Source organism: Pseudomonas extremorientalis, assembly GCF_024584605.1.
In the GTDB taxonomy this organism is placed as follows: Bacteria; Pseudomonadota; Gammaproteobacteria; order Pseudomonadales; family Pseudomonadaceae; genus Aquipseudomonas; species Aquipseudomonas extremorientalis.
Genome location: NZ_CP089519.1, coordinates 4,523,331 through 4,544,226, shown reverse-complemented (window position 1 = coordinate 4,544,226; position 20,896 = coordinate 4,523,331). Strand labels below are relative to the sequence as shown.

Genomic DNA, 20,896 nt, shown 5'->3' with positions numbered 1-20,896 from the left:
ATGCTCCTGTTAGGCGAGTTGATCGGCAATGTGTTGCGGCACGGCAATCGGGATCTCCAGCAGTTGCTGGGCGAAGGCTTTGCCCTGCGGGTCGATGCGCAGGCTGGCGATGCCACCGCCGCCCAGGGCGTTTTCCAGCAGGAAGTTGAGGCTGTGGCTGCCGGGCAGATACCAGCGCTCGACACGGCCGTGCACGGGGTCGAGCAGATGGCCCATCCAGTCGACGATCACCTGCGGGGTGAGTGCTTCGGCGATCCATGGCAGGTAATCGGGGTGGCGGGCGATCACGCCGATATTGCTGTGGTTGCCCTTGTCTCCGGAGCGCGCCACGGCCAGTTTCACCAACGGCACGCTGGCGTCGGCGCGGCCTTGGGGCTTGGGCGGATCGATGGACGCATCGGGCAGGCGCGGGGCGTCGGCAGGTGGCAGTGCGCAGGGGTGGCGTGCGCCCTGGAAGTCGATCACCCCGTCACAGGCCGTTTTATCGATCAGGAACGAAAACAGTCGGATCAACGGGTACACCGTCGGCCGCCCGCCGACGATGCCGGTCAGGCCCGGTGCCATGCCGGTCGCGGCCTGGGCAATCTCGCGGGCGAACAGCACCAGTGCTGGTTTGTTGGGGTGGCGCACCGCCAGTTTCACCACCACTTCGCGACAGTCCTGGCGCCTGGCGTGGGCGCCGTAGGTGGCTTCGCTGCCGAGCAGTTCGATATTCACTTCGGTGTAAGGCGCCCAGCCGCGCTGGCGGAACAGCTCCGAGGTCTTGTTGATGATCGCCTGGCTGACCCGCTCGGCCTTGGCGACCGCATCAATGCCGGCGATCAGGCAACTGGCGGTGCAGCGAAAACCTTCCGGGTAAGTGGCGCTGACCTTGTATTGATCGGTGGGCGGCAAGCCCTTGGCGCCGTGCAGGCGTACCTGGTGTTTGCCTTGCTGCTGCAATTTGACCTGGCTGAAGTCGCAGATCACATCGGGCAACAGGTAGGCATGCGGGTCGCCGATTTCATACAGCAGTTGCTCGGCGACGCTGAGTTCGCTGATCAGCCCGCCTGTGCCGTCGACCTTGTTGACAGTGAATTGGCCGTCGGCGCTGACGTCGACGATGGGAAAGCCGATGTGCTCGTAGTCCGGCACGTCGCGCCAATCGGTGAAGTTACCGCCGGTGCACTGCGCGCCGCATTCGATGATATGCCCGGCCAGTGCGGCCTGGGCGAGGCGGTCGTAATCCTGCCAGGACCAGTCGAATTCATGCACCAGCGCCGCGCTGACTACTGCGCTGTCCACCACGCGGCCGGTGATGACGATATCCGCGCCCAGCTTCAGCGCCTGGGTGATGCCCGGCGCGCCCAGGTAGGCGTTGGCGGACACGCACAGCGGCGGCAACGGCGCACCGTTGAACATGTCGGTGATGCCGTGCAGGTGTTTGAGCTGGGGTTGCAGGTCGTCGCCCAGCAGCACGGCGATTTTAAGGGGGATACCGGCCTTGTCGCAGGCGGCTTGCAGGGCGGCGGCGCAGGCCTGGGGGTTGATGCCACCGGCGTTGCTGATCACGCGAATGCCCTGGTGCTGGATATCCGCCAGCAGCGGCGTGAGCACGTCGACGAAATCCGTGGCGTAGCCGGCCTGGGGATCTTTCATCCGCGCACCGGCCAGGATCGACATCGTGACTTCCGCCAGGTAGTCGAACACCAGGTAATCCAGCTTGCCGCCTTGCACCAGTTGGGCGGCGGCGGTGCAGGTGTCGCCCCAGAAGGCGCTGGCACAGCCGATACGAACCGTCTTGCTCATGAGAAATCCTTCCTCGAATGGCTGGGGTCGAGACTACCAAGCAAGCGCTTGGTTTGTAAACTGCGGATACAAGTTTCAGCCAAGCGCTTGCTTGGGTGGCCGCCACGGCCTAAATTGCGGGCCAAGACGTCCGTGGAAGTAGAGGAGAGAGGCATGGATGAGCACAAAGCCCTGCGGGTCATGCGCACCATGGTCGATGGCGGCCAATTGACCGACCCCGACAGCGCCCGGGGCAAGCTGCTGCAAACTGCGGCCCATCTGTTTCGCAACAAGGGCTTCGAACGTACCACCGTGCGCGACCTGGCCAGCGCCGTGGGCATCCAGTCCGGCAGCATCTTTCATCACTTCAAGAGCAAGGACGAGATCCTGCGGGCAGTGATGGAAGAAACCATCCACTACAACACGGCGATGATGCGCGCTTCGCTGGAAGAGGCGAGCAACGTGCGCGAACGCGTGCTGGCGCTGATCCGCTGCGAATTGCAGTCGATCATGGGCGGCAGCGGCGAGGCCATGGCGGTGCTGGTGTACGAGTGGCGTTCGTTGTCGGCCGAAGGCCAGGCCCAGGTGCTGGCCCTGCGCGACGTGTACGAGGCGCTCTGGCTGCAAGTGCTGGGGGAGGCCAAGGACGCGGGCTACATTCGTGGTGATGTATTCATCACGCGGCGTTTCCTCACCGGCGCGCTGTCCTGGACCACCACTTGGTTTCGCGCCGAGGGCAGCCTGACGCTTGAGCAGTTGGCCGAAGAGGCCCTGTTGATGGTTTTGAAGGCCGATTGAGGCGCAAGCTATTAATTTACCGCTGGAAAGTTGTCTCTCCAGACAAAAACGCCTAGCTTATCGCCATGAGCGTTTTTGAACGGTGTGTGCCTTGATGTTTTCGCCATGGCGGCTGGCTGCAGGACTTACCTTTTGGGCACTGGGCACCGCGTGGTGGATGCCAGCTTCGGCTGCGCAGTTGGTACGCATCGGCGCGGCGCATTTCCCACCCTACACCGTACGGCCGGAGCAGGGCGCCGACACCGGTTTGCTGCCGCAACTGGTCGAAGCCCTGAACGCCGCGCAAACCGATTACCAGTTTGTGTTGGTGCCCACCTCCATCCCCCGACGCTTTCGTGATTTCGAGCAGGGCCGTGTGGATATGGCGATCTTCGAAAATCCCGATTGGGGCTGGCAGAACATTCCCCACACCAGCGTCGACATGGGCCTGGAAGATGCGGAAATCTTCGTCGCCCAGCGTGAGCCCGGTCGTGACCAAAGTTATTTCGCCGACCTCAACGGCAAACGCCTGGCCGTGTTCAGCGGTTATCACTACGCCTTCGCCAACTTCAACCCCGACCCCAAGTACATGGCTGAGCACTTCAACGCCACGTTGACTTACTCCCATGACAGCAACCTGCTGATGGTCGCGCGCGGGCGTGCCGATATTGCCTTGGTGACGCGCTCGTACCTGAGTGATTTCATGGTGCGCAATGCGCAAATGGCGGGGCAGTTCCTGGTCTCGGAGCGCATTGACCAGGTCTATCACCACTTCGCATTGCTGCGCCCGAAGGCGCCGATCACGGGGGACGCGTTTGCCGCGTTGCTCAAGCGCTTGCGCGACGATGGCGAGATGCTGAAGATTTTCGAGCCGTATCGCATTGATGTGATGGCGGTGCCCTGAGGCACCACCGGTGCGGCATCACACCCTGCGCGCAAACGTATCGCTATGGCTGCCCGACACCTTGCGGCAGTGCACCAGCGCATCACGGATCATGAAGTTCACCAGGGTCGGCGACACGCCCAGCTCCTTGGCGATGTCCTTTTGCGGCACGCCGTGCAGGCGGTACATCTCGAACGCATAGCGGGTGCGCTGGGGCAACTCGGTCAGGGCGTCGGCGATGTTTTCCAGGGTGTTGAAGTTGATGTGCGAGGTTTCCGGTGAAGCGCCGTGAATAACCACATTCAAGCCTTCCTCTTCCGTCCCGGAGTATTTGAGCTCCAGGGCCTGCTTGCGGTAGTGATCGATCGCCAGGTTGCGCACGATCTGGAACAGATAACTCAATTGAGCCTTGAACGAAGACGTGATTGTCGGCGCCGATTGCAGCCGGAAGTAGGCGTCCTGCACCACGTCCTCGGCGCGGGAGCGGCAGCCGGTAATGCGTGCCGCGATCTTCACCAGAATCAGCCGATTATCGACGAATGCCTGGAGAAGCGGTGAGTCGCACCTGCCTGTGGATACTTGTTCCGTCATGGAAATCACCTTACTGCCAATAGGTTAGGGGAGGGCGTCCGTGCCGGGGCCTCCTACACATCGGGCAACAAATTATGCTGAATGATAATGATTGTCAAATGAGAAGGCGAACTAATCTTATGCTTTCTCGTTTGGTGTGAACCACGTCTCGCCCATACCTGGCGACTAATTATTTGCCGGTGCCGTCCGTTCTTCTGGGTGACAGGTCCGTTAGTAAAACGACCAAGGAGGAGGACGACATGGGTTTCTATCGTGCAAGCGGCGTGTATCGGTCTGGAGTTGTCGCCTGATGAGTACGCCGACTCGACTGCGCCTGTTCTGCCTGCCTTATTCGGGCGCCAGTGCCATGGTTTATGCGCGTTGGCGCCGGGCCCTGCCTGAGTGGTTGCAGGTCTGCCCGCTGGAATTGCCCGGCCGTGGCATGCGCATGGACGAGCCGTTGCAACGCGATATCAAGGCCTTGGCTGCGCAGCTCGCCGATGAAATCAGCTGCGACTTGAACGGCCCCTATGCCCTGTTCGGCCACAGCCTTGGTGGTCTGCTCGCCTTTGAGCTGGCGCACGCCTTGAACGCTCGCGGTGTGCCCGCGCCGCTCGCCTTGTTCGCCTCCGGCACAGCCGGGCCAGCCCGGCGTGATGTCAGCGAATACGCCATCGAAAAGACCGACGAACAACTGATCGCCCGCCTGCGCGAACTGCAAGGCACCACCGAAGAAGCCCTGGCCAACCCCGAATTGATGCAGTTGATGCTGCCGATCCTGCGCGCCGATTTCCTGCTGTGCGGCAGTTTCACCTACGGCGAACGTGCACCGCTGGGCATGCCGATCCATGTGTTCGGCGGCAAGCAGGACAGTGTGCGCGCCGACCAGTTGCTCGACTGGCAACTTGACGCCGCCAGCGGCTTTTCCCTGGACATGTTCGACGGTCACCACTTCTTCCTCGTGCAACACGAAAGCGCGGTGCTGCGTTGCGTGCGGCGCTACGCCGACGAACACCTGGCCCGCTGGCGCAATGGCGCGGCGCGGCCACTCGCCGTCGGCTGAACAAACCCCCGAATTCTTGAATTTCCCGTAAGCCGATTTCAGGCAGGAACCCCATGATGGACGCCTTCGAACTTCCCCGCACCCTGGTCCAGTCCCTTCAACGTCGCGCCGCGCAGACCCCGGACCAGGTCGCCTTGCGCTTCCTCGCCGAATCCGCCGAGCACAGCGTTGTGCTCAGTTATCGCGACCTCGACCAGCGCGCCCGCACCATCGCCGCTGCCTTGCAGGCCAATGCCGAGCTGGGCGATCGTGCGGTGCTGTTGTTCCCCAGCGGCCCGGATTACGTCGCGGCGTTCTTTGGTTGCCTGTACGCGGGGGTGATCGCGGTGCCGGCTTATCCGCCGGAGTCCACCCGCCGCCATCACCAGGAGCGCCTGCTGTCGATCATCAGCGATGCCGAGCCGCGCCTGTTGCTGACCATCGCCAGTCTCGCCGATGGCCTGGCGCAGATCGAAAATGCGCCGCCGGTATTAAGCGTCGATAGCCTGGAAGGTGTCGGCAATTGGGTCGGCCCTGACCTGCACCCGGACGATATCGCCTTCCTGCAATACACCTCCGGCTCCACTGCGCTGCCCAAGGGCGTGCAAGTCAGCCACGGCAACCTGGTGGCGAACGAAGTGCTGATCCGGCGCGGTTTCGGCATCGACCTCAACCCCGACGACGTCATCGTCAGCTGGCTGCCGCTGTACCACGACATGGGCCTGATCGGCGGCCTGTTGCAACCGATCTTCAGTGGCGTACCGTGCGTGCTGATGTCGCCGGCCTACTTTCTCGGCCGGCCGTTACGCTGGCTGGAAGCGATCAGCGAATACGGCGGAACCATCAGTGGCGGGCCGGATTTCGCGTATCGCCTGTGCAGTGAGCGGGTCAGTGAATCGGCCCTGGACCGCCTGGACCTGAGCAAATGGCGCGTGGCGTATTCCGGGTCCGAACCGATCCGCCTCGACACGCTGGAACGCTTCGCCGAAAAGTTCGCCACCTGTGGTTTCACCCCGAACAATTTCTTCGCCTCCTACGGCCTGGCCGAGGCGACCCTGTTCGTCGCCGGCGGTAGCCGTGGCCATGGCATTCCCGCGCTGCGCGTCGACGAACAGGCCCTGGCCGCCAACCGTGCCGAGCCAGGGCACGGCAGTGCGATCATGAGTTGCGGCACCAGCCAGCCCGAACACGCGGTGCTGATCGCCGATCCGCACAGCCTCACCGAACTGCCCGATAACCACGTCGGTGAACTCTGGGCCAGCGGGCCGAGCATCGCCCACGGCTACTGGCGCAACCCCGAGGCCACCGCCAAGACCTTCGTGCAACATGCCGGCCGTACCTGGTTGCGCACCGGCGACCTGGGTTTTATCCGTGACGGCGAGGTGTACATCACCGGCCGCCTCAAGGACCTGCTGATCGTGCGCGGCCACAACCTGTACCCGCAGGACATCGAGCAGACCATCGAGCGCGAAGTGGAAGTGGTACGCAAAGGCCGGGTCGCCGCGTTCGCGGTGAATGATCAGGGCCTGGAAGGCATCGGCATTGCCGCCGAAATCAGCCGCAGCGTGCAGAAGATCCTGCCGCCCGATGCGCTGATCAAGGCGATCCGCCAGGCCGTCGCCGAGGCCTATCAAGAGGCGCCGAGCGTGGTGGTGTTGCTCAATCCCGGTGCCTTGCCGAAGACTTCCAGCGGCAAGGTGCAACGCGCGGCGTGTGCGCTTCGTCACAGGGACGGCAGCCTCGACAGCTATGCGCAGTTCCCCGATCTGCAAGCGCAGGTGAGCGCTGGAGCGCTGGAATCCGACCTGCAAAACCAGATCGCCGCGATCTGGTGCGAACAGTTGCAGGTCGCGACCGTTGCGGCCGATGACCACTTCTTCCTGCTCGGCGGCAACTCCATCACTGCCACCCAAGTGGTCGCGCGCCTGCGTGAAACCCTCGGCCTGGAGTTGAGCCTGCGCCTGCTGTTCGAAGCGCCGACCCTGCAAGGCTTTGCCGCGACTGTCGCGCAATTGCAGCAGGATGGCGGCGTCGCCCAAGGTGTAATCCACAAGCTGTCCCGTCAGAAGGAACTGCCCCAATCCCTGGCACAGAACCGCCTGTGGATCACCTGGCAACTGGACCCGCACAGCAGCGCCTACACCATCCCCGGTGCCCTGCGCCTGCGCGGCGAGTTGGACGAAGACGCGGTGCGCGCCAGCTTCCAGCAATTGATCCAGCGCCACGAAGCCCTGCGTACGCGCTTCTATGAGCGCGACGGCCAGGCTTTCCAGCGTGTCGACGCCAAAGCGGATTTCGAACTGCAAGTCATCGACCTCAGCGACCTGCCCGTTGCCGAGCGCGAAGCCCGTGCGCAACAGATCCGTGAAGACGAAGCGCGCACCCAGTTCGACCTGGAAAAAGGCCCGCTGCTGTGGGTGACCCTGGTGCGTCTGGATGACGAAGATCACCAACTGCTGGTGACCCTGCACCACATCATCGCCGACGGCTGGTCGCTCAATATTTTGATCGACGAATTCTCGCGCCTCTACGCCGCCGCCGCCCAAGGCCAGACCCTGGAACTGCCGCCCCTGGCCCTGCAATACGCCGACTACGGCAGTTGGCAGCGCCAATGGCTGGCCGAAGGTGAAGGCCAGCGCCAACTGGCGTACTGGAAAGCACAGTTGGGTGAAGAGCATCCCACCCTCAGCCTGGCGACCGACCACCCGCGCTCGGTACACCACTGTCACAGTGCCTCACGCCACACCGTGCGGCTTGGCGCCAGCCTCAGCAAAGCGATTCGCCACGCCGCCCAGGCCAACGAGTCCACCCCATTCATGCTGCTGTTGGCGGCATTCCAAAGCCTGCTGCATCGCTACAGCGGCCAGCGCGATATCCGCATCGGCGTGCCCAACGCCAACCGCCCGCGCCAGGAAACCCAAGGCCTGGTCGGCTTCTTCATCAACACCCTCGTGTTGCGTGCCGAGCTAGATGGGCGCCTGCCGTTCAACGAGCTATTGGCCGCGACACGCCAAACGGCATTGGGCGCCCAAGCCCATCAGGACCTGCCCTTCGAGCAACTGTTGGAAGCCTTCCCGCAAGCCCGCGAACAGGGCCTGTTCCAGGTCATGTTCAACCACCAGCAACGCGACCTCAGCGCCTTGCGCCGCCTGCCGGGCATGCTCGCCGACGAGCTGCCGTGGCATAGCCGCGAAGCCAAGTTCGACCTGCAATTGCACACCGAAGAAGACCGCAACGGGCGCCTGAGTCTGTCGTTCGACTACGCCGATGAACTGTTCGAAAACGCGACCATCCAGCGCCTGGCCGAGCACTACATCAACCTGCTGCATGCCGTCTGCGAACAGCCCCGGCAAGCCATCGGCGACCTCATGCTGATGCAGCACGACGAACAGGCGCCATACAGCCAAGCCCCTTGCGCGCCCGCCCAACAGTGGCTGCCCGATCTGCTCAACCAGCAGACCTCGGACAGCACCGCGCTGGTCTGGGACGGCGGCAGCCTGACCTTCGCTCAACTGCACACCCAGGCCAACCGCCTGGCCCACTACCTGCGCGATAAAGGCGTGGGTCCGGACGTGTGCGTGGCCATCGCCGCCGAGCGTTCGCCGCAACTGCTGATCGGCCTGCTGGCAATCATCAAGGCCGGTGGCGCCTACGTCCCCCTGGACCCGGACTACCCCGCCGAACGCCTGGCCTACATGCTCAAGGACAGCGGCGTCCACCTGCTGCTGACCCAGACTGCATTGCTGGAACGGGTGCCGAGCGCTGACGGCGTCTGCGTGATTGCGATGGACAGCCTGCACCTCGACAGCTGGCCCACCCAGCCGCCCGGCCTGCACCTGCACGGCGATAACCTCGCCTACGTGATCTACACCTCCGGTTCCACCGGTCAGCCCAAGGGTGTGGGCAATACCCATGCGGCGCTCGCCGAGCGCTTGCAGTGGATGCAGGCCACTTATCAACTCGACGCCACCGATGTACTGATGCAAAAGGCGCCGATCAGTTTCGACGTGTCAGTGTGGGAATGCTTCTGGCCGCTGATCAGCGGTTGCCGCCTGGTGCTGGCCGGCCCCGGTGAGCATCGCGATCCGCATCGCATCGCACAGTTGGTACAGGAGCATGGCGTGACCACGCTGCACTTTGTGCCGCCGCTGTTGCAGCTGTTTATCGATGAGCCGCAGGTGGCCGAATGCACCAGCCTGCGGCGTCTGTTCTCGGGTGGTGAAGCCTTGTCCGCCGAGCTGCGCGACCGCGTGCTGGCACAGTTGCCAGCGGTGCAATTGCACAACCGTTATGGCCCCACCGAAACCGCGATCAACGTGACCCACTGGCACTGCCACGCCGAAGACGGCGAGCGCTCGCCGATTGGCCGTCCGCTGGGCAATGTGATCTGTCGCGTGCTGGACGAGCAGCTCAACCCGGTGCCGCTGGGCGTGCCGGGTGAGCTGTGCATCGGCGGGATTGGCCTGGCGCGGGGTTACCTCGGTCGCCCTGGGTTGACCGCTGAACGCTTTGTTGCCGACCACCATGGCACGCGCCTGTATCGCACCGGCGACCGTGCCCGGTGGAACGCCGACGGTGTGCTCGAGTACCTAGGCCGTCTCGATCAGCAGGTCAAGCTGCGCGGTTTCCGCGTGGAGCCGGAGGAAATCGAAGCGCGCCTGCTCGCCCTGGATGGCATCGCCCAGGCCGTGGTGCTGGTGCGTGACGCCCAGTTGCTCGGCTACTACACCGCCCATGCCGAACTGGACGAACAGCAGGTCAGGACCGCCCTGGCCGCCGAACTGCCGGAGTACATGGTGCCCGCGCTGTTGATGCGCCTGGACGCCATGCCGTTGAGCCCCAGCGGCAAGTTGGACCGCCGCGCATTGCCGGAGCCGGTGTGGCAAACCCGTGAGCACGTCGAACCCGAAACGCCGTTGCAACAGCAGATCGCTGCAATCTGGCGCGAGGTCCTCGGGCTGCCGACAATCGGCCTGCACGATGACTTCTTCGCCCTGGGCGGTCACTCCCTGCTGGCTACGCAAATCATCTCCCGCACCCGCCAGGCCTGTGATGTCGAGCTGCCGTTGCGCACCTTGTTCGAAGCCAGCGAGTTGGGCGCTTTCGCCGAACAGGTCGGGCTGATCCAGGCCTCGGGCCAACGCAACCAACAAACCGCCATCGCCAAGGTCGACCGTAGCCGGCCGGTGCCGTTGTCCTATTCCCAGCAGCGCATGTGGTTCCTCTGGCAGATGGAACCGGACAGCCCGGCCTACAACGTCGGTGGCATGGCGCGCCTGCGTGGCGTGCTGGATGTCGGGCGTTTCGAGGCGGCGTTGCAAGCGCTGATCATGCGTCACGAAACCCTGCGCACCACCTTCCCGAGCGTCGACGGTGTGGCCTGTCAGAAGGTCTCGGCACAGACCGGCTTGCGCATGGACTGGCAGGACTTCTCCGCGCTGGCCGAACCCGAACGCCAGCAACGCTTGCAGCAACTGGCCGATCACGAGGCGCATACGCCGTTCAACCTGGAAACCGGGCCGTTGCTGCGCGCCTGCCTGGTCAAGGCCGCCGAGCGTGAGCATTACCTGGTGCTGACCCTGCACCATATCGTCACCGAAGGCTGGGCCATGGACATCTTTGCCCGTGAACTCAGCGCGTTGTACGAAGCCTTTATCGACGAACGCCTGTCGCCGCTGGCGCCGTTGCCGGTGCAATACCTGGACTACAGCGTGTGGCAGCGCCAGTGGATGGAAGCGGGTGAACGTCAGCGCCAGTTGGATTACTGGACTCGGCAACTGGGCACCGAACATCCGCTGCTCGAACTGCCTGGCGACCGCCCACGCCCACCGGTGCAAAGCCATCGGGGCGAGTTGTACCGCTTCGATTTGAGCGATGACCTCGCCGCCCGCGTGCGTGCCTTCAACGCCGAACACGGCCTGACCCTGTTCATGACCATGACCGCCACCCTGGCCGTGTTGCTCTACCGCTACAGCGGCCAGACCGACTTGCGCATCGGTGCGCCCGTGGCCAACCGTATTCGCCCGGAAAGCGAAGGGCTGATCGGCGCGTTCCTCAATACCCAGGTGCTGCGTTGCCAGCTCAACGGGCAGATGAACGTGGCTGAGCTGTTCGAACAGGTGCGCCACACCGTGATCGAAGGCCAGTCCCATCAGGACTTGCCCTTCGACCACTTGGTGGAAGCCCTGCAACCGCCGCGCAGCGCGGCCTACAACCCGCTGTTCCAGGTGATGTGCAACGTGCAGCGCTGGGAATTCCAGCAGAGCCGCCAACTGGCTGGCATGACCGTCGAGTACCTGGCCAACGATGCCCGCGCGACCAAGTTCGACCTCAACCTGGAAGTCACCGACCTCGACCATCGCCTGGGTTGCTGCCTGACCTACAGCACCGATTTGTTTGATGAGCCACGCATCGCCCGCATGGCCGAGCATTGGCGCAACCTGTTGGAAGCGTTGATCGCCAATCCCGAGCAGCGTCTGAGCGAATTGCCGTTGCTCAGCGCCACGGAACAGCGCGCGTTGCAGGACAGCCTGGGCATCGAAGCCGGTGAACATCGCCTTGATCAGTGCATTCACACGCTGTTCAGCCAGCAGGCGAAAGCCCGTGGCGATGCGCCCGCGCTGACCTTCGCCGGCGTTACCCTCAGCTACCGCGAACTGGACGCCCGCGCCAATCGCCTGGCCTGGATGCTGCGCGAGCGTGGCGTCGGCCCGCAGGTGCGGGTCGGCCTGGCGTTGCCGCGTTCGCTGGAAATGGTCATCGGCCTGCTGGCGATCCTCAAGGCCGGCGGCGCCTACGTGCCGCTGGACCCGGAATACCCGCTGGACCGCCTGCACTACATGATCGAAGACAGCGGCATCGGCCTGCTGCTCAGCGATGCGGCGATGTTCGATGCCCTTGGCGAATTGCCGGCGAGCGTGGCGTGCTGGTGCCTGGAAGATGATTTGCCGGTACTCGCCAACTACCCGACCGATGAGCTGCCGTTGATCAGCCTGCCGCAACACCAGGCGTACTTGATCTACACCTCCGGCTCCACCGGCAAGCCCAAGGGCGTGGTGGTGGCCCACGGTGAAATTGCTATGCATTGCGCGGCGGTGATCGAGCGGTTTGGCATGCGCCCGGACGATTGCGAGCTGCACTTCTATTCGATCAACTTTGACGCCGCCACTGAGCGCCTGCTGGTGCCGTTGCTCAGCGGTGCGCAGGTGGTGTTGCGTGCCCAGGGCCAGTGGGATGCCGAGGAAATCTGCGGATTGATCCGCACCCATGGCATCAACATCCTGGGCTTCACCCCGAGCTACGGCAGTCAGTTGGCGCAGTGGTTGGCGACTCAGCAGCAGACCTTGCCGGTGCGCATGTGCATCACCGGCGGCGAAGCCCTGACCGGCGAACACTTGCAGCGCATTCGCGCGGCGTTCCAGCCGCAGGTGTTCTTCAACGCCTATGGCCCGACTGAAACCGTGGTGATGCCGCTGGCCAGCCTTGCACCGGAGCAGTTGGAGGAGGGCGCCGCCAGCGTGCCGATCGGCAGCATCATCGGCGACCGTGTGGCGTACATTCTCGATGCCGACCTGGCCCTGGTGCCGCAAGGGGCGCCCGGCGAGTTGTATATCGGTGGTGCGGGCCTGGCGCAGGGTTATCACGAGCGTCCGGGCATGACCGCCGAGCGGTTCGTGGCCGATCCCTTTGCGCGTAACGGCGGGCGCCTTTACCGCACCGGCGACCTGGTGCGCCAACGCGCCGATGGCCTGGTGGAGTACCTGGGGCGGATCGACCATCAGGTGAAGGTTCGCGGTTTCCGTATCGAATTGGGCGAAATCGAAACCCGCCTGCTGGAGCACGAGTCCGTGCGTGAAGCAGTGGTGCTGGCGCTGGATTCGCCGAGTGGCAAACAGCTGGTGGCTTACCTGGTCAGCGATGCCGAGCACCACGCATTGCGCGATGCGCTCAAGGCGCACCTCAAGGCGCAACTGCCGGACTACATGGTGCCCGCGCACCTGATCGTGCTCGACAGCATGCCGTTGACCGCCAACGGCAAACTCGACCGTCGTGCGTTACCGCAGCCGGATCCCGAGGCGAATCGCCAGACCTATGTTGCGCCACGCAACGAGCTTGAACAGACGTTGGCAGCGATCTGGTGTGCCGTGCTGAATGTGCAGCAAGTCGGCCTGGACGATAACTTCTTTGAACTGGGCGGTGATTCGATCCTGTCGATCCAGGTGGTCAGCCGTGCGCGGCAGGCCGGGATTCATTTCAGCCCTCGCGACCTGTTCCAGCACCAGACCGTGCAAACCCTGGCTGCCGTGGCCACGCGCTCCGAGCGAATCACCGCCGAGCAAGGTGTGCTCACCGGCAGCTCGGGCCTTACGCCGATCCAGCACTGGTTCTTCGACACCGAGATCCCGAACCGTCAACACTGGAACCAGGCGCTGGTCCTCAAACCCTTGCAACTGCTGGACCCTCATCGCCTGGAGCAAGCGCTGCTGGCGGTGCTGGAACACCACGATGCGTTGCGCCTGAGCTTTTCCCAGCGCGATGCACAGTGGCACGCCGAGCATCTAGCCGTGCCGGAAGGTGGCGTGCTGATGCAGGCGCAAGTGCGTGATATGGCGCAGTGCACTGCGCTGTTCACCGACACCCAGCGCAGCCTCGACCTGCAACGCGGCCCGCTGCTGCGCGCCTTGCTGGTGGACGGCCCCCAAGGGCAACAACGCCTGCTGATCGCGATCCATCACCTGGTGGTGGATGGCGTGTCCTGGCGCATCCTGCTTGAAGACCTGCAAACGGTCTACCGCCAACTGAGCGACGGCCGCTCCGTCAGCCTGCCGGCCAAGACCAGCGCGCTGCGTGACTGGTCTGCGCGTTTGCAGGCGTATGCCGGCAACGAATCCCTGCGCGAAGAGTTGAGTGTCTGGCAAGACCAATTGGCTGGGCCGGAAACCGTATTGCCGGTGGCCCGTCCGCAAGGCTCGCTGCGTAATCGCGATGCCGACACCGTCAGCGTGCGCCTGGATGCCGAGCACACCCGCCAGTTGCTGCAACAGGCCCCGAGCGCCTATCGCACCCAGGTCAACGACCTGTTGCTGACCGCCCTGGCCCGTGTGCTGTGCCGTTGGACTGGCCATGCTTCGGCACTGATCCAACTGGAAGGCCACGGCCGTGAAACCCTGTTCGATGATATCGACCTGACCCGCAGCGTCGGCTGGTTCACCAGTGCCTACCCGCTGCGCCTGACCCCGCACGCCGGACAGGGCGATTCGATCAAGGCGATCAAGGAACAACTGCGCGGCGTGCCGCATAAGGGCCTGGGTTATGGCGTGTTGCGCTACCTGGCCGATGATCTGTGCAAACACAGCATGGCTGCCTTGCCCAGCGCGCAGATCACCTTCAACTACCTGGGTCAGTTCGACCAGAGCTTCGGCGCCGATGCGCTGTTCCACCCGCTGGACGAGTCCGCCGGCCTGGCCCATGACCCGGACGCGCCGCTGCCCAACGAGTTGAGCGTCGACAGCCAGGTGTACGGCGGTGAACTGGTGCTGCGCTGGACCTTCAGCCGCGAACGCCATGATCAACAGAGCATCCGTGAACTGGCAGATGCCTATCTCGCTGAGCTGCAAAGCCTGGTCGCACATTGCCTGCAGGACGACGCCGGTGGCCTCACGCCGTCCGACTTCCCGCTGGCCCACCTGACCCAATCGCAACTCGACAACTTGCCGGTGCCCGCCAGCGTCATCGAAGACGTCTACCCGCTGACGCCGATGCAGGAAGGCCTGTTGCTGCATACCCTGCTGGAGCCGGGCACCGGCCTCTACTACATGCAGGACCGCTACCGCATCAACAGCGCCCTCGACCCCGAGCGTTTCGCCCAGGCCTGGCAGGCGGTGATCGCCCGCCACGAAGCCCTGCGTGCGTCGTTCTGCTGGAACGTCGGCGAAGACATGCTGCAAGTGATCCACACACCGGGCAGCACGCCGATTGAGTACCTGGACTGGAGCAACGACCCGGAAAGCGAACAGGAACCGCGCCTGCAAGCGCTGCTCAAGCAGGAGCGCGAGGCCGGTTTCGATCTGCTCAACCAGGCGCCGTTCCACCTGCGGCTGATCCGCGTCGGCGCCGAGCGCTACTGGTTCATGATGAGCAACCACCACATCCTCATCGATGCGTGGTGCCGTTCGTTGCTGATGAATGATTTCTTCGAAATCTACATGGCCCTGGGCGAAGGCCGCGCCCCGCAATTGGCCACGCCGCCGCGTTATCGCGATTACATCGCCTGGCTGCAACGCCAGAACCTGAGCGAAGCACGCCAGTGGTGGCAGCGGAACCTGCAAGGCTTCGAGCGCACCACGCCGATCCCGAGCGACCGTCCGTTCCTGCGTGACCACGCCGGCCACGGTGGCATGGTGGTGGGCGACTGTTACACCCGCCTCGACGCTCGCGACGGTGCACAATTGCGTGAGCTGGCCCAGGCTCACCAACTGACGGTCAATACCTTCGCCCAGGCAGCGTGGGCGCTGGTATTGCGCCGTTTAAGTGGCGACCGTGACGTGCTGTTTGGCGTCACCGTGGCTGGGCGCCCGGTAGAGATGCCCGAGATGCAGCGCACCGTTGGCCTGTTCATCAACAGCATCGCGCTGCGGGTGAAGCTGCCCGAGGACGACCAGCGTTGCAGCGTGCGCCAGTGGCTGAGCGGTTTGCTCGACAGCAATATGCAACTGCGCGAGTACGAATACCTGCCGCTGGTGACGATCCAGAAACTCAGCGAACTGCCCAAGGGCCAGCCGCTGTTCGACAGCCTGTTCGTGTTCGAAAACGCCCCGGTGGAAGTCTCGGTGCTGGACCGTGCGCAAAGCCTGAATGCCACCTCGGACTCGGGCCGCACCCACACCAACTTCCCGCTGACCGCCGTGTGTTATCCGGGCGATGACCTGGGCTTGCACCTGTCCTACGACCAGCGCTACTTCGACGAAACCACCGTGCAAGGCATGCTCGGTGAGTTCAAGCGCCTGCTGCTGGCGCTGGTTCAGGGCTTCCATGGCGACATGGCCGACCTGCCGCTGATTGGCGAGCAGGAGCGTGAGTTCCTGGTGGAGGGTTGTAACCAGAGCGAGCATGCCTACCCGCTTGAGCGCAGCTATATCGAGTTATTCGAACAACAGGTGGCCGCGCATCCGCAGCGCATCGCCGCCAGTTGCCTCGACCTGCAATGGACTTATGAAGAGCTGAACCGGCGCAGTAACGGACTGGGTCATGCGCTGATTGAAGCCGGCGTGGGTCTGGATCAACCGGTGGCGTTGCTGGCCGAACGTAACCTTGACCTGCTGGGCATGATCATCGGCAGCTTCAAGGCCGGTGCCGGTTACTTGCCGCTGGACCCGGGTCTGCCGAGCCAGCGTTTGCGCAGCATCATCGACTTGAGCCGCACGCCGTTGCTGGTATGCACCGAGGCATGCCGCGAGCAGGCCATCGAGTTGCTGGACGGCTTCGACTGCCAACTGTTGGTGTGGGAAGAGATACCGGCACGTGGCGAAAACCCGGGGATCTACAGTGGCCCGGACAACCTCGCCTACGTCATCTACACCTCGGGCTCCACCGGCCTGCCCAAGGGCGTGATGGTGGAGCAGCGCGGCATGCTCAATAACCAGTTGAGCAAGGTACCGTACCTGGCCTTGAGTGACGGGGATGTGATTGCGCAGACCGCGTCGCAGAGCTTCGATATTTCCGTGTGGCAGTTCCTTGCCGCGCCGCTGTTTGGCGCGCGGGTGGATATCGTGCCGAACACTATCGCGCATGATCCCCAAGGTCTGCTGGAACACGTTCAGACCCAAGGAATCACCGTGCTGGAAAGCGTGCCATCACTGATCCAGGGCATGCTGGCCCAGGACCGTATCGGCCTGGATGGCCTGCGCTGGATGCTGCCAACCGGCGAAGCGATGCCACCGGAGCTGGCGCACCAGTGGTTGCTGCGTTATCCAGAGATTGGTTTGGTGAACGCCTATGGTCCGGCGGAATGTTCGGACGATGTGGCCTTCTACCGTGTCGACCTGGCGTCGACCCGTGGCACTTACCTGCCGATTGGTACACCGACCGACAACAACCGTTTGTACCTGTTGGATGGTGCGCTGGAGCTGGTGCCCCAGGGTGCTGTGGGTGAGTTGTGCGTCGCCGGCACCGGCGTAGGTCGCGGTTACGTCAGTGACCCGCTGCGCACCGCCCCGGTGTTTGTGCCGAACCCGTTCGGTGCGCCGGGCGAGCGCCTGTACCGCACCGGCGACCTGGCGCGTCGTCGCAGTGACGGCGTGCTGGAGTACGTCGGGCGTGTCGACCATCAAGTGAAGATTCGCGGCTATCGCATCGAATTGGGTGAAATCGAAGCGCGCCTGCACGAACAGCCGGAAGTGCGCGACGCGGCGGTGGGCGTGCAGGAGGGCGTCAACGGCAAGCACCTGGTTGGCTACCTGGTGGCGGCGGATGCAGTGCTTAACCCAGGCGAACGCCTGGACCGCATCAAGCAACGCCTGCGCGCCGAACTGCCGGAATACATGGTGCCGCTGCACTGGCTGTGGCTTGACCGCCTGCCGCTCAACGCCAACGGCAAACTCGACCGCAAGGCCCTGCCGGCCCTGGAGATCGGCCAGTTGCACAGCCAGGACTACCTGGCGCCGCGCAACGAACTGGAAACCACCTTGGCCGCGATCTGGGCCGAAGTGCTGAAGGTTGAGCGGGTAGGGGTGCAAGACAACTTCTTCGAGCTGGGCGGCCATTCGTTGCTGGCCACGCAGATTGCCTCGCGGGTGCAAAAGACCTTGCAGCGGGATGTGCCGCTGCGGGCGATGTTCGAGTGCAGCACGGTGGCGGAGTTGGCTGAGTATATCGAGGGGCTGGCGGCCAATGAGATCAGTGCCGAGAAGGTGGATCGGTTGAGTGATTTGATGGCGGAGTTGGAGGGGTTGTGAGGGGGCCGTTGGTCTGAACTGTCAATTTTGACAGTAGGCGAGAAACCGTCAAAAGAGCTCACTTGAGGGAGACCTTCGGCCTCAGATCTGGCTGAGGGTAATAAGTCCTGAACACGGAGTTCTTATCATGGTTAAAAAAACCGCAACGCCGAACGGTTCTACAACGACTGTCGAAGCTCCAAAACCTAAACTGCCAAAGCCCAAGGCGCTGGAGGTGAACAGCCCGTTGGTTTCTAGTGAAGTGAACGCAACGGTGGCTACTTCCAGAATGAAGGGTTCATACCTGAAATTCGACCCGCGGATGGACGAGGATCACCCCATTACCGTCACGTTCCGCACACGGGAAACGCCTGGGCCGGTGTTCAAGGATATTGTGTATCCAAGCCCTGAGCCAGGCGAAGGAAAGACTGAAATCCCTCTGCCTTACATGACGAAGGCTATGGAATACACGCTCGTAATCAGTTATACCGGGACAGTAAATGGGCAAGCAGCCACTTCTTTGGAGAAAGAAGTTTTAATGGAGTTTTACCCAGCGAGCGAAGGTAAAGAGCTCGCCCCTTACTTTCTCAAAGAAAAAATTTTTCAAAATACACCTACCTTAGATATGCACGATTTCAAAGGGGATGGGATTGTCAAAACGAAGGTTCCTTATCTTGCCCAAGTAGGCGATAAGTTTTACTGCACTCTCGTTACGCAGCAATTTAGTGGGGATCCCGTTTTCTACACAGGAGCTTACGGGTATGAGTTAACGGTTGAGGATATTGAGTCAGGCGAACTTACTCATGCTGTTAGCCGTGGTTGGTTGGCGCGGCAAATACCACTGTATGAAGCAATGACCTTGCAATGTGGCTATATAACGAGTGGCTTAGCGGCGCAGCCTCCAGCCGACGTTACTAACCCCGATGAGAAGACGCTTCTTCCAAGGAATGCCCTTCAAATTCAATATCGTCGTACGACTGCTTTCATTGGGGACCAACGCCTTGATCTTCTGCCTGCACATTTGCGGCAGTCCGCCTTTTTCAACAATGAATGGTGCCTTAACCCAGAACTCACCAAACAAGGTGGGAATGTGGACACTCCCGGTTTGGACACCTATGCAGACGACCAAGTCTGTTTTTATGTGAGTGGGCCGGGTTATGGGAGCAAGCCGCTTGGCTGCGTGACAATCCAAAACGACGGGGATCTGGCAACCATCGAGCTATCGCCCTGTGTCATTGCCTGCTTTTTTAACAAGCCGATGACGCTGACCTACACCGTTCAATTCCCTAACAATAATGAACCACAGCGATCACCTGAACGTGTGGTCAATGTATTACTGCCCCAATTTCCTCACGCTGAGATCGAACAAGCAACGGGCAATATCGTTGATCTCAATACATTTTCAACGGACGCGACTGCCTTTGTGTCTGTAGGGGACTATGCCGAATGTGCGAAATGTTGCTGGATGTGGATCACGGGTGAACGTGAAGACGGCAGTACTTACCGTTTTGATGTTCTGATGGATGCGCCTGTTAACGATGATTGGAAGGCCAACGGAGTCGATTCTCCGATCCTCAGGGCTGAGCTGCAAAAGCTGGCTGATTGCAGCGAATTCAAGCTGCATTTCGCGGTGAGTTTTTGTGATAAATGTGATCTGGCGAGCGCGCATGAATTCCCTGCTCAAACCTTCAAAATCGAACAGGAGCCCTTGGCTCTGATCAAGCCGGCCGTGAGGGAAGCGGTGGTTGACCAGTTGACCGCTTACAACGGACGCAACGGCGTACATGTAGAAGTGGATTACGTCGGCAATAACCTCAAGCACTCCATCTCTGTCTGCTGGAAGAGGCCGAACGGTTCTTACTGGCCATTGGCCCCTAAACCTGGTAGCCCAACGGGTGCGGTGGTTTGGATGTTGCCGCCGGAAGCCGTGATCGAGAGCATGGGTAAAGTGGTGGAGATCATTTACACGGTCACCACCGCATGCAAGGTGCAGACTTCACCACCTTTGAACTTGAACGTCAGTTTGCCGGTACGCCTGGAGGCACCAAACGTGCTGGAGGCGACGCCACCCAGGACTCAGAACGCCGTTCTGGACCTGAGGACATTTACTGGGAACGCCAATTCTCTCGAAGATACGATGTGGTTCCTGCAGGCAGGACAGAAGTGCTGGTTGCGGGCGGACGGGACGGACAAAAACGGCAATGCCTACTCGTTCAATGTGTATTCGGCCAGAACCATTACGGCGGCAGAGGAGACCGCGGGGGTGGCGGGGCCTGTACTGCGATCCGAGTTGGATAAGCTAATGGACAAAACCAACTTGACCTTAACTTTCAGCGTTGCAACTGACGGTAGCTCGACTGCGAACGTGGTGTGTCCACCACGGGACTTGACTGTACTAGCTCCACTGTATGACTTATCCCCATTCACGGGGGGTAATTGGAATGGCTGGGGCCCTGGTGCTGCGGCCTATCGTCCGGTGGACCTCCTTATGATGAACCTTGGAGGAAACTGGGTCTTGGTTCATGACGCAAGTGATACTAGAGCTGGGGAGTTGATGAAAAAGCGTTATGACGGGTTAAACATTGGTAGAACCTATGAATTTAGTATTAGGGTTAAGAATCGCAATGGGTACCTGCCTGTCCCTACGCTTTCCCTTCAGGCTACAGATGGCCTCACGGTGATTAGAGTCACTGCGCCTACGCAGTTTTATGCGCAGGCATTTGTTGAGCTAAAGGGCACGTTTCAAGCCACGGCGTCGACTATGTGGTTGAGTGTCATTACCTATCAATCGGTACCCCCCGGGGGGGATGGTGATGATTACGAACTTGACGACGCTCTGGTGCGTTCAATTTAGCGCCCCCCAAAGTCATGACTAGCTCAACTGTAGTCAAGCGTTTGCATCACTAAAACCTGGAATACAGCTTT

Annotated in this window: 7 protein-coding genes; 5 read left to right on the top strand and 2 right to left on the bottom strand. The window is 62.0% G+C overall.

Annotated features, from left to right (window positions below; genetic code table 11):
* Positions 1-9: 9 nt before the first annotated feature.
* Positions 10-1,788: an acyclic terpene utilization AtuA family protein gene (locus tag LUU92_RS20355; RefSeq protein WP_257102564.1), complete on the bottom strand. Its 1,779-nt coding sequence runs from the start codon at positions 1,786-1,788 to the stop codon at positions 10-12.
* Between the two features lie 153 nt (positions 1,789-1,941).
* Between LUU92_RS20355 and LUU92_RS20350 the strand changes: the two genes are divergently transcribed.
* Positions 1,942-2,565 carry a TetR/AcrR family transcriptional regulator gene (locus LUU92_RS20350; protein WP_071489790.1) on the top strand — a complete coding sequence of 208 codons (624 nt, stop codon included), beginning with the start codon at positions 1,942-1,944 and terminating at the stop codon, positions 2,563-2,565.
* 94 nt (positions 2,566-2,659) lie between these two features.
* Positions 2,660-3,448, top strand: coding sequence for a substrate-binding periplasmic protein (locus LUU92_RS20345; RefSeq protein ID WP_071489789.1), 789 nt, complete (start codon positions 2,660-2,662; stop codon positions 3,446-3,448).
* An 18-nt stretch (positions 3,449-3,466) separates the two neighbouring features.
* Here the strand turns inward: LUU92_RS20345 and LUU92_RS20340 are convergent, their stop codons facing one another.
* A complete protein-coding gene (locus LUU92_RS20340) occupies positions 3,467-4,018 on the bottom strand; it encodes an RNA polymerase factor sigma-70 (protein ID WP_005789991.1) in 552 nt (183 codons plus the stop codon).
* Between the two features lie 289 nt (positions 4,019-4,307).
* On the opposite strand from LUU92_RS20340, the gene LUU92_RS20335 reads away from it, so the two are divergent.
* From LUU92_RS20335 to LUU92_RS20325, 3 genes are all read left to right on the top strand, one after another.
* Positions 4,308-5,060 carry a thioesterase II family protein gene (locus LUU92_RS20335; RefSeq protein ID WP_071489788.1) on the top strand — a complete coding sequence of 251 codons (753 nt, stop codon included), beginning with the start codon at positions 4,308-4,310 and terminating at the stop codon, positions 5,058-5,060.
* A 53-nt stretch (positions 5,061-5,113) separates the two neighbouring features.
* On the top strand, positions 5,114-17,992 hold the full coding sequence (locus LUU92_RS20330; protein ID WP_257102563.1) for a non-ribosomal peptide synthetase: 12,879 nt from the start codon (positions 5,114-5,116) through the stop codon (positions 17,990-17,992).
* Positions 17,993-18,119: 127 nt separating this feature from the next.
* Positions 18,120-20,825 (top strand): hypothetical protein, encoded by a 2,706-nt coding sequence (locus LUU92_RS20325; protein ID WP_257102562.1) that lies wholly within the window; start codon positions 18,120-18,122, stop codon positions 20,823-20,825.
* Positions 20,826-20,896 lie beyond the last annotated feature (71 nt).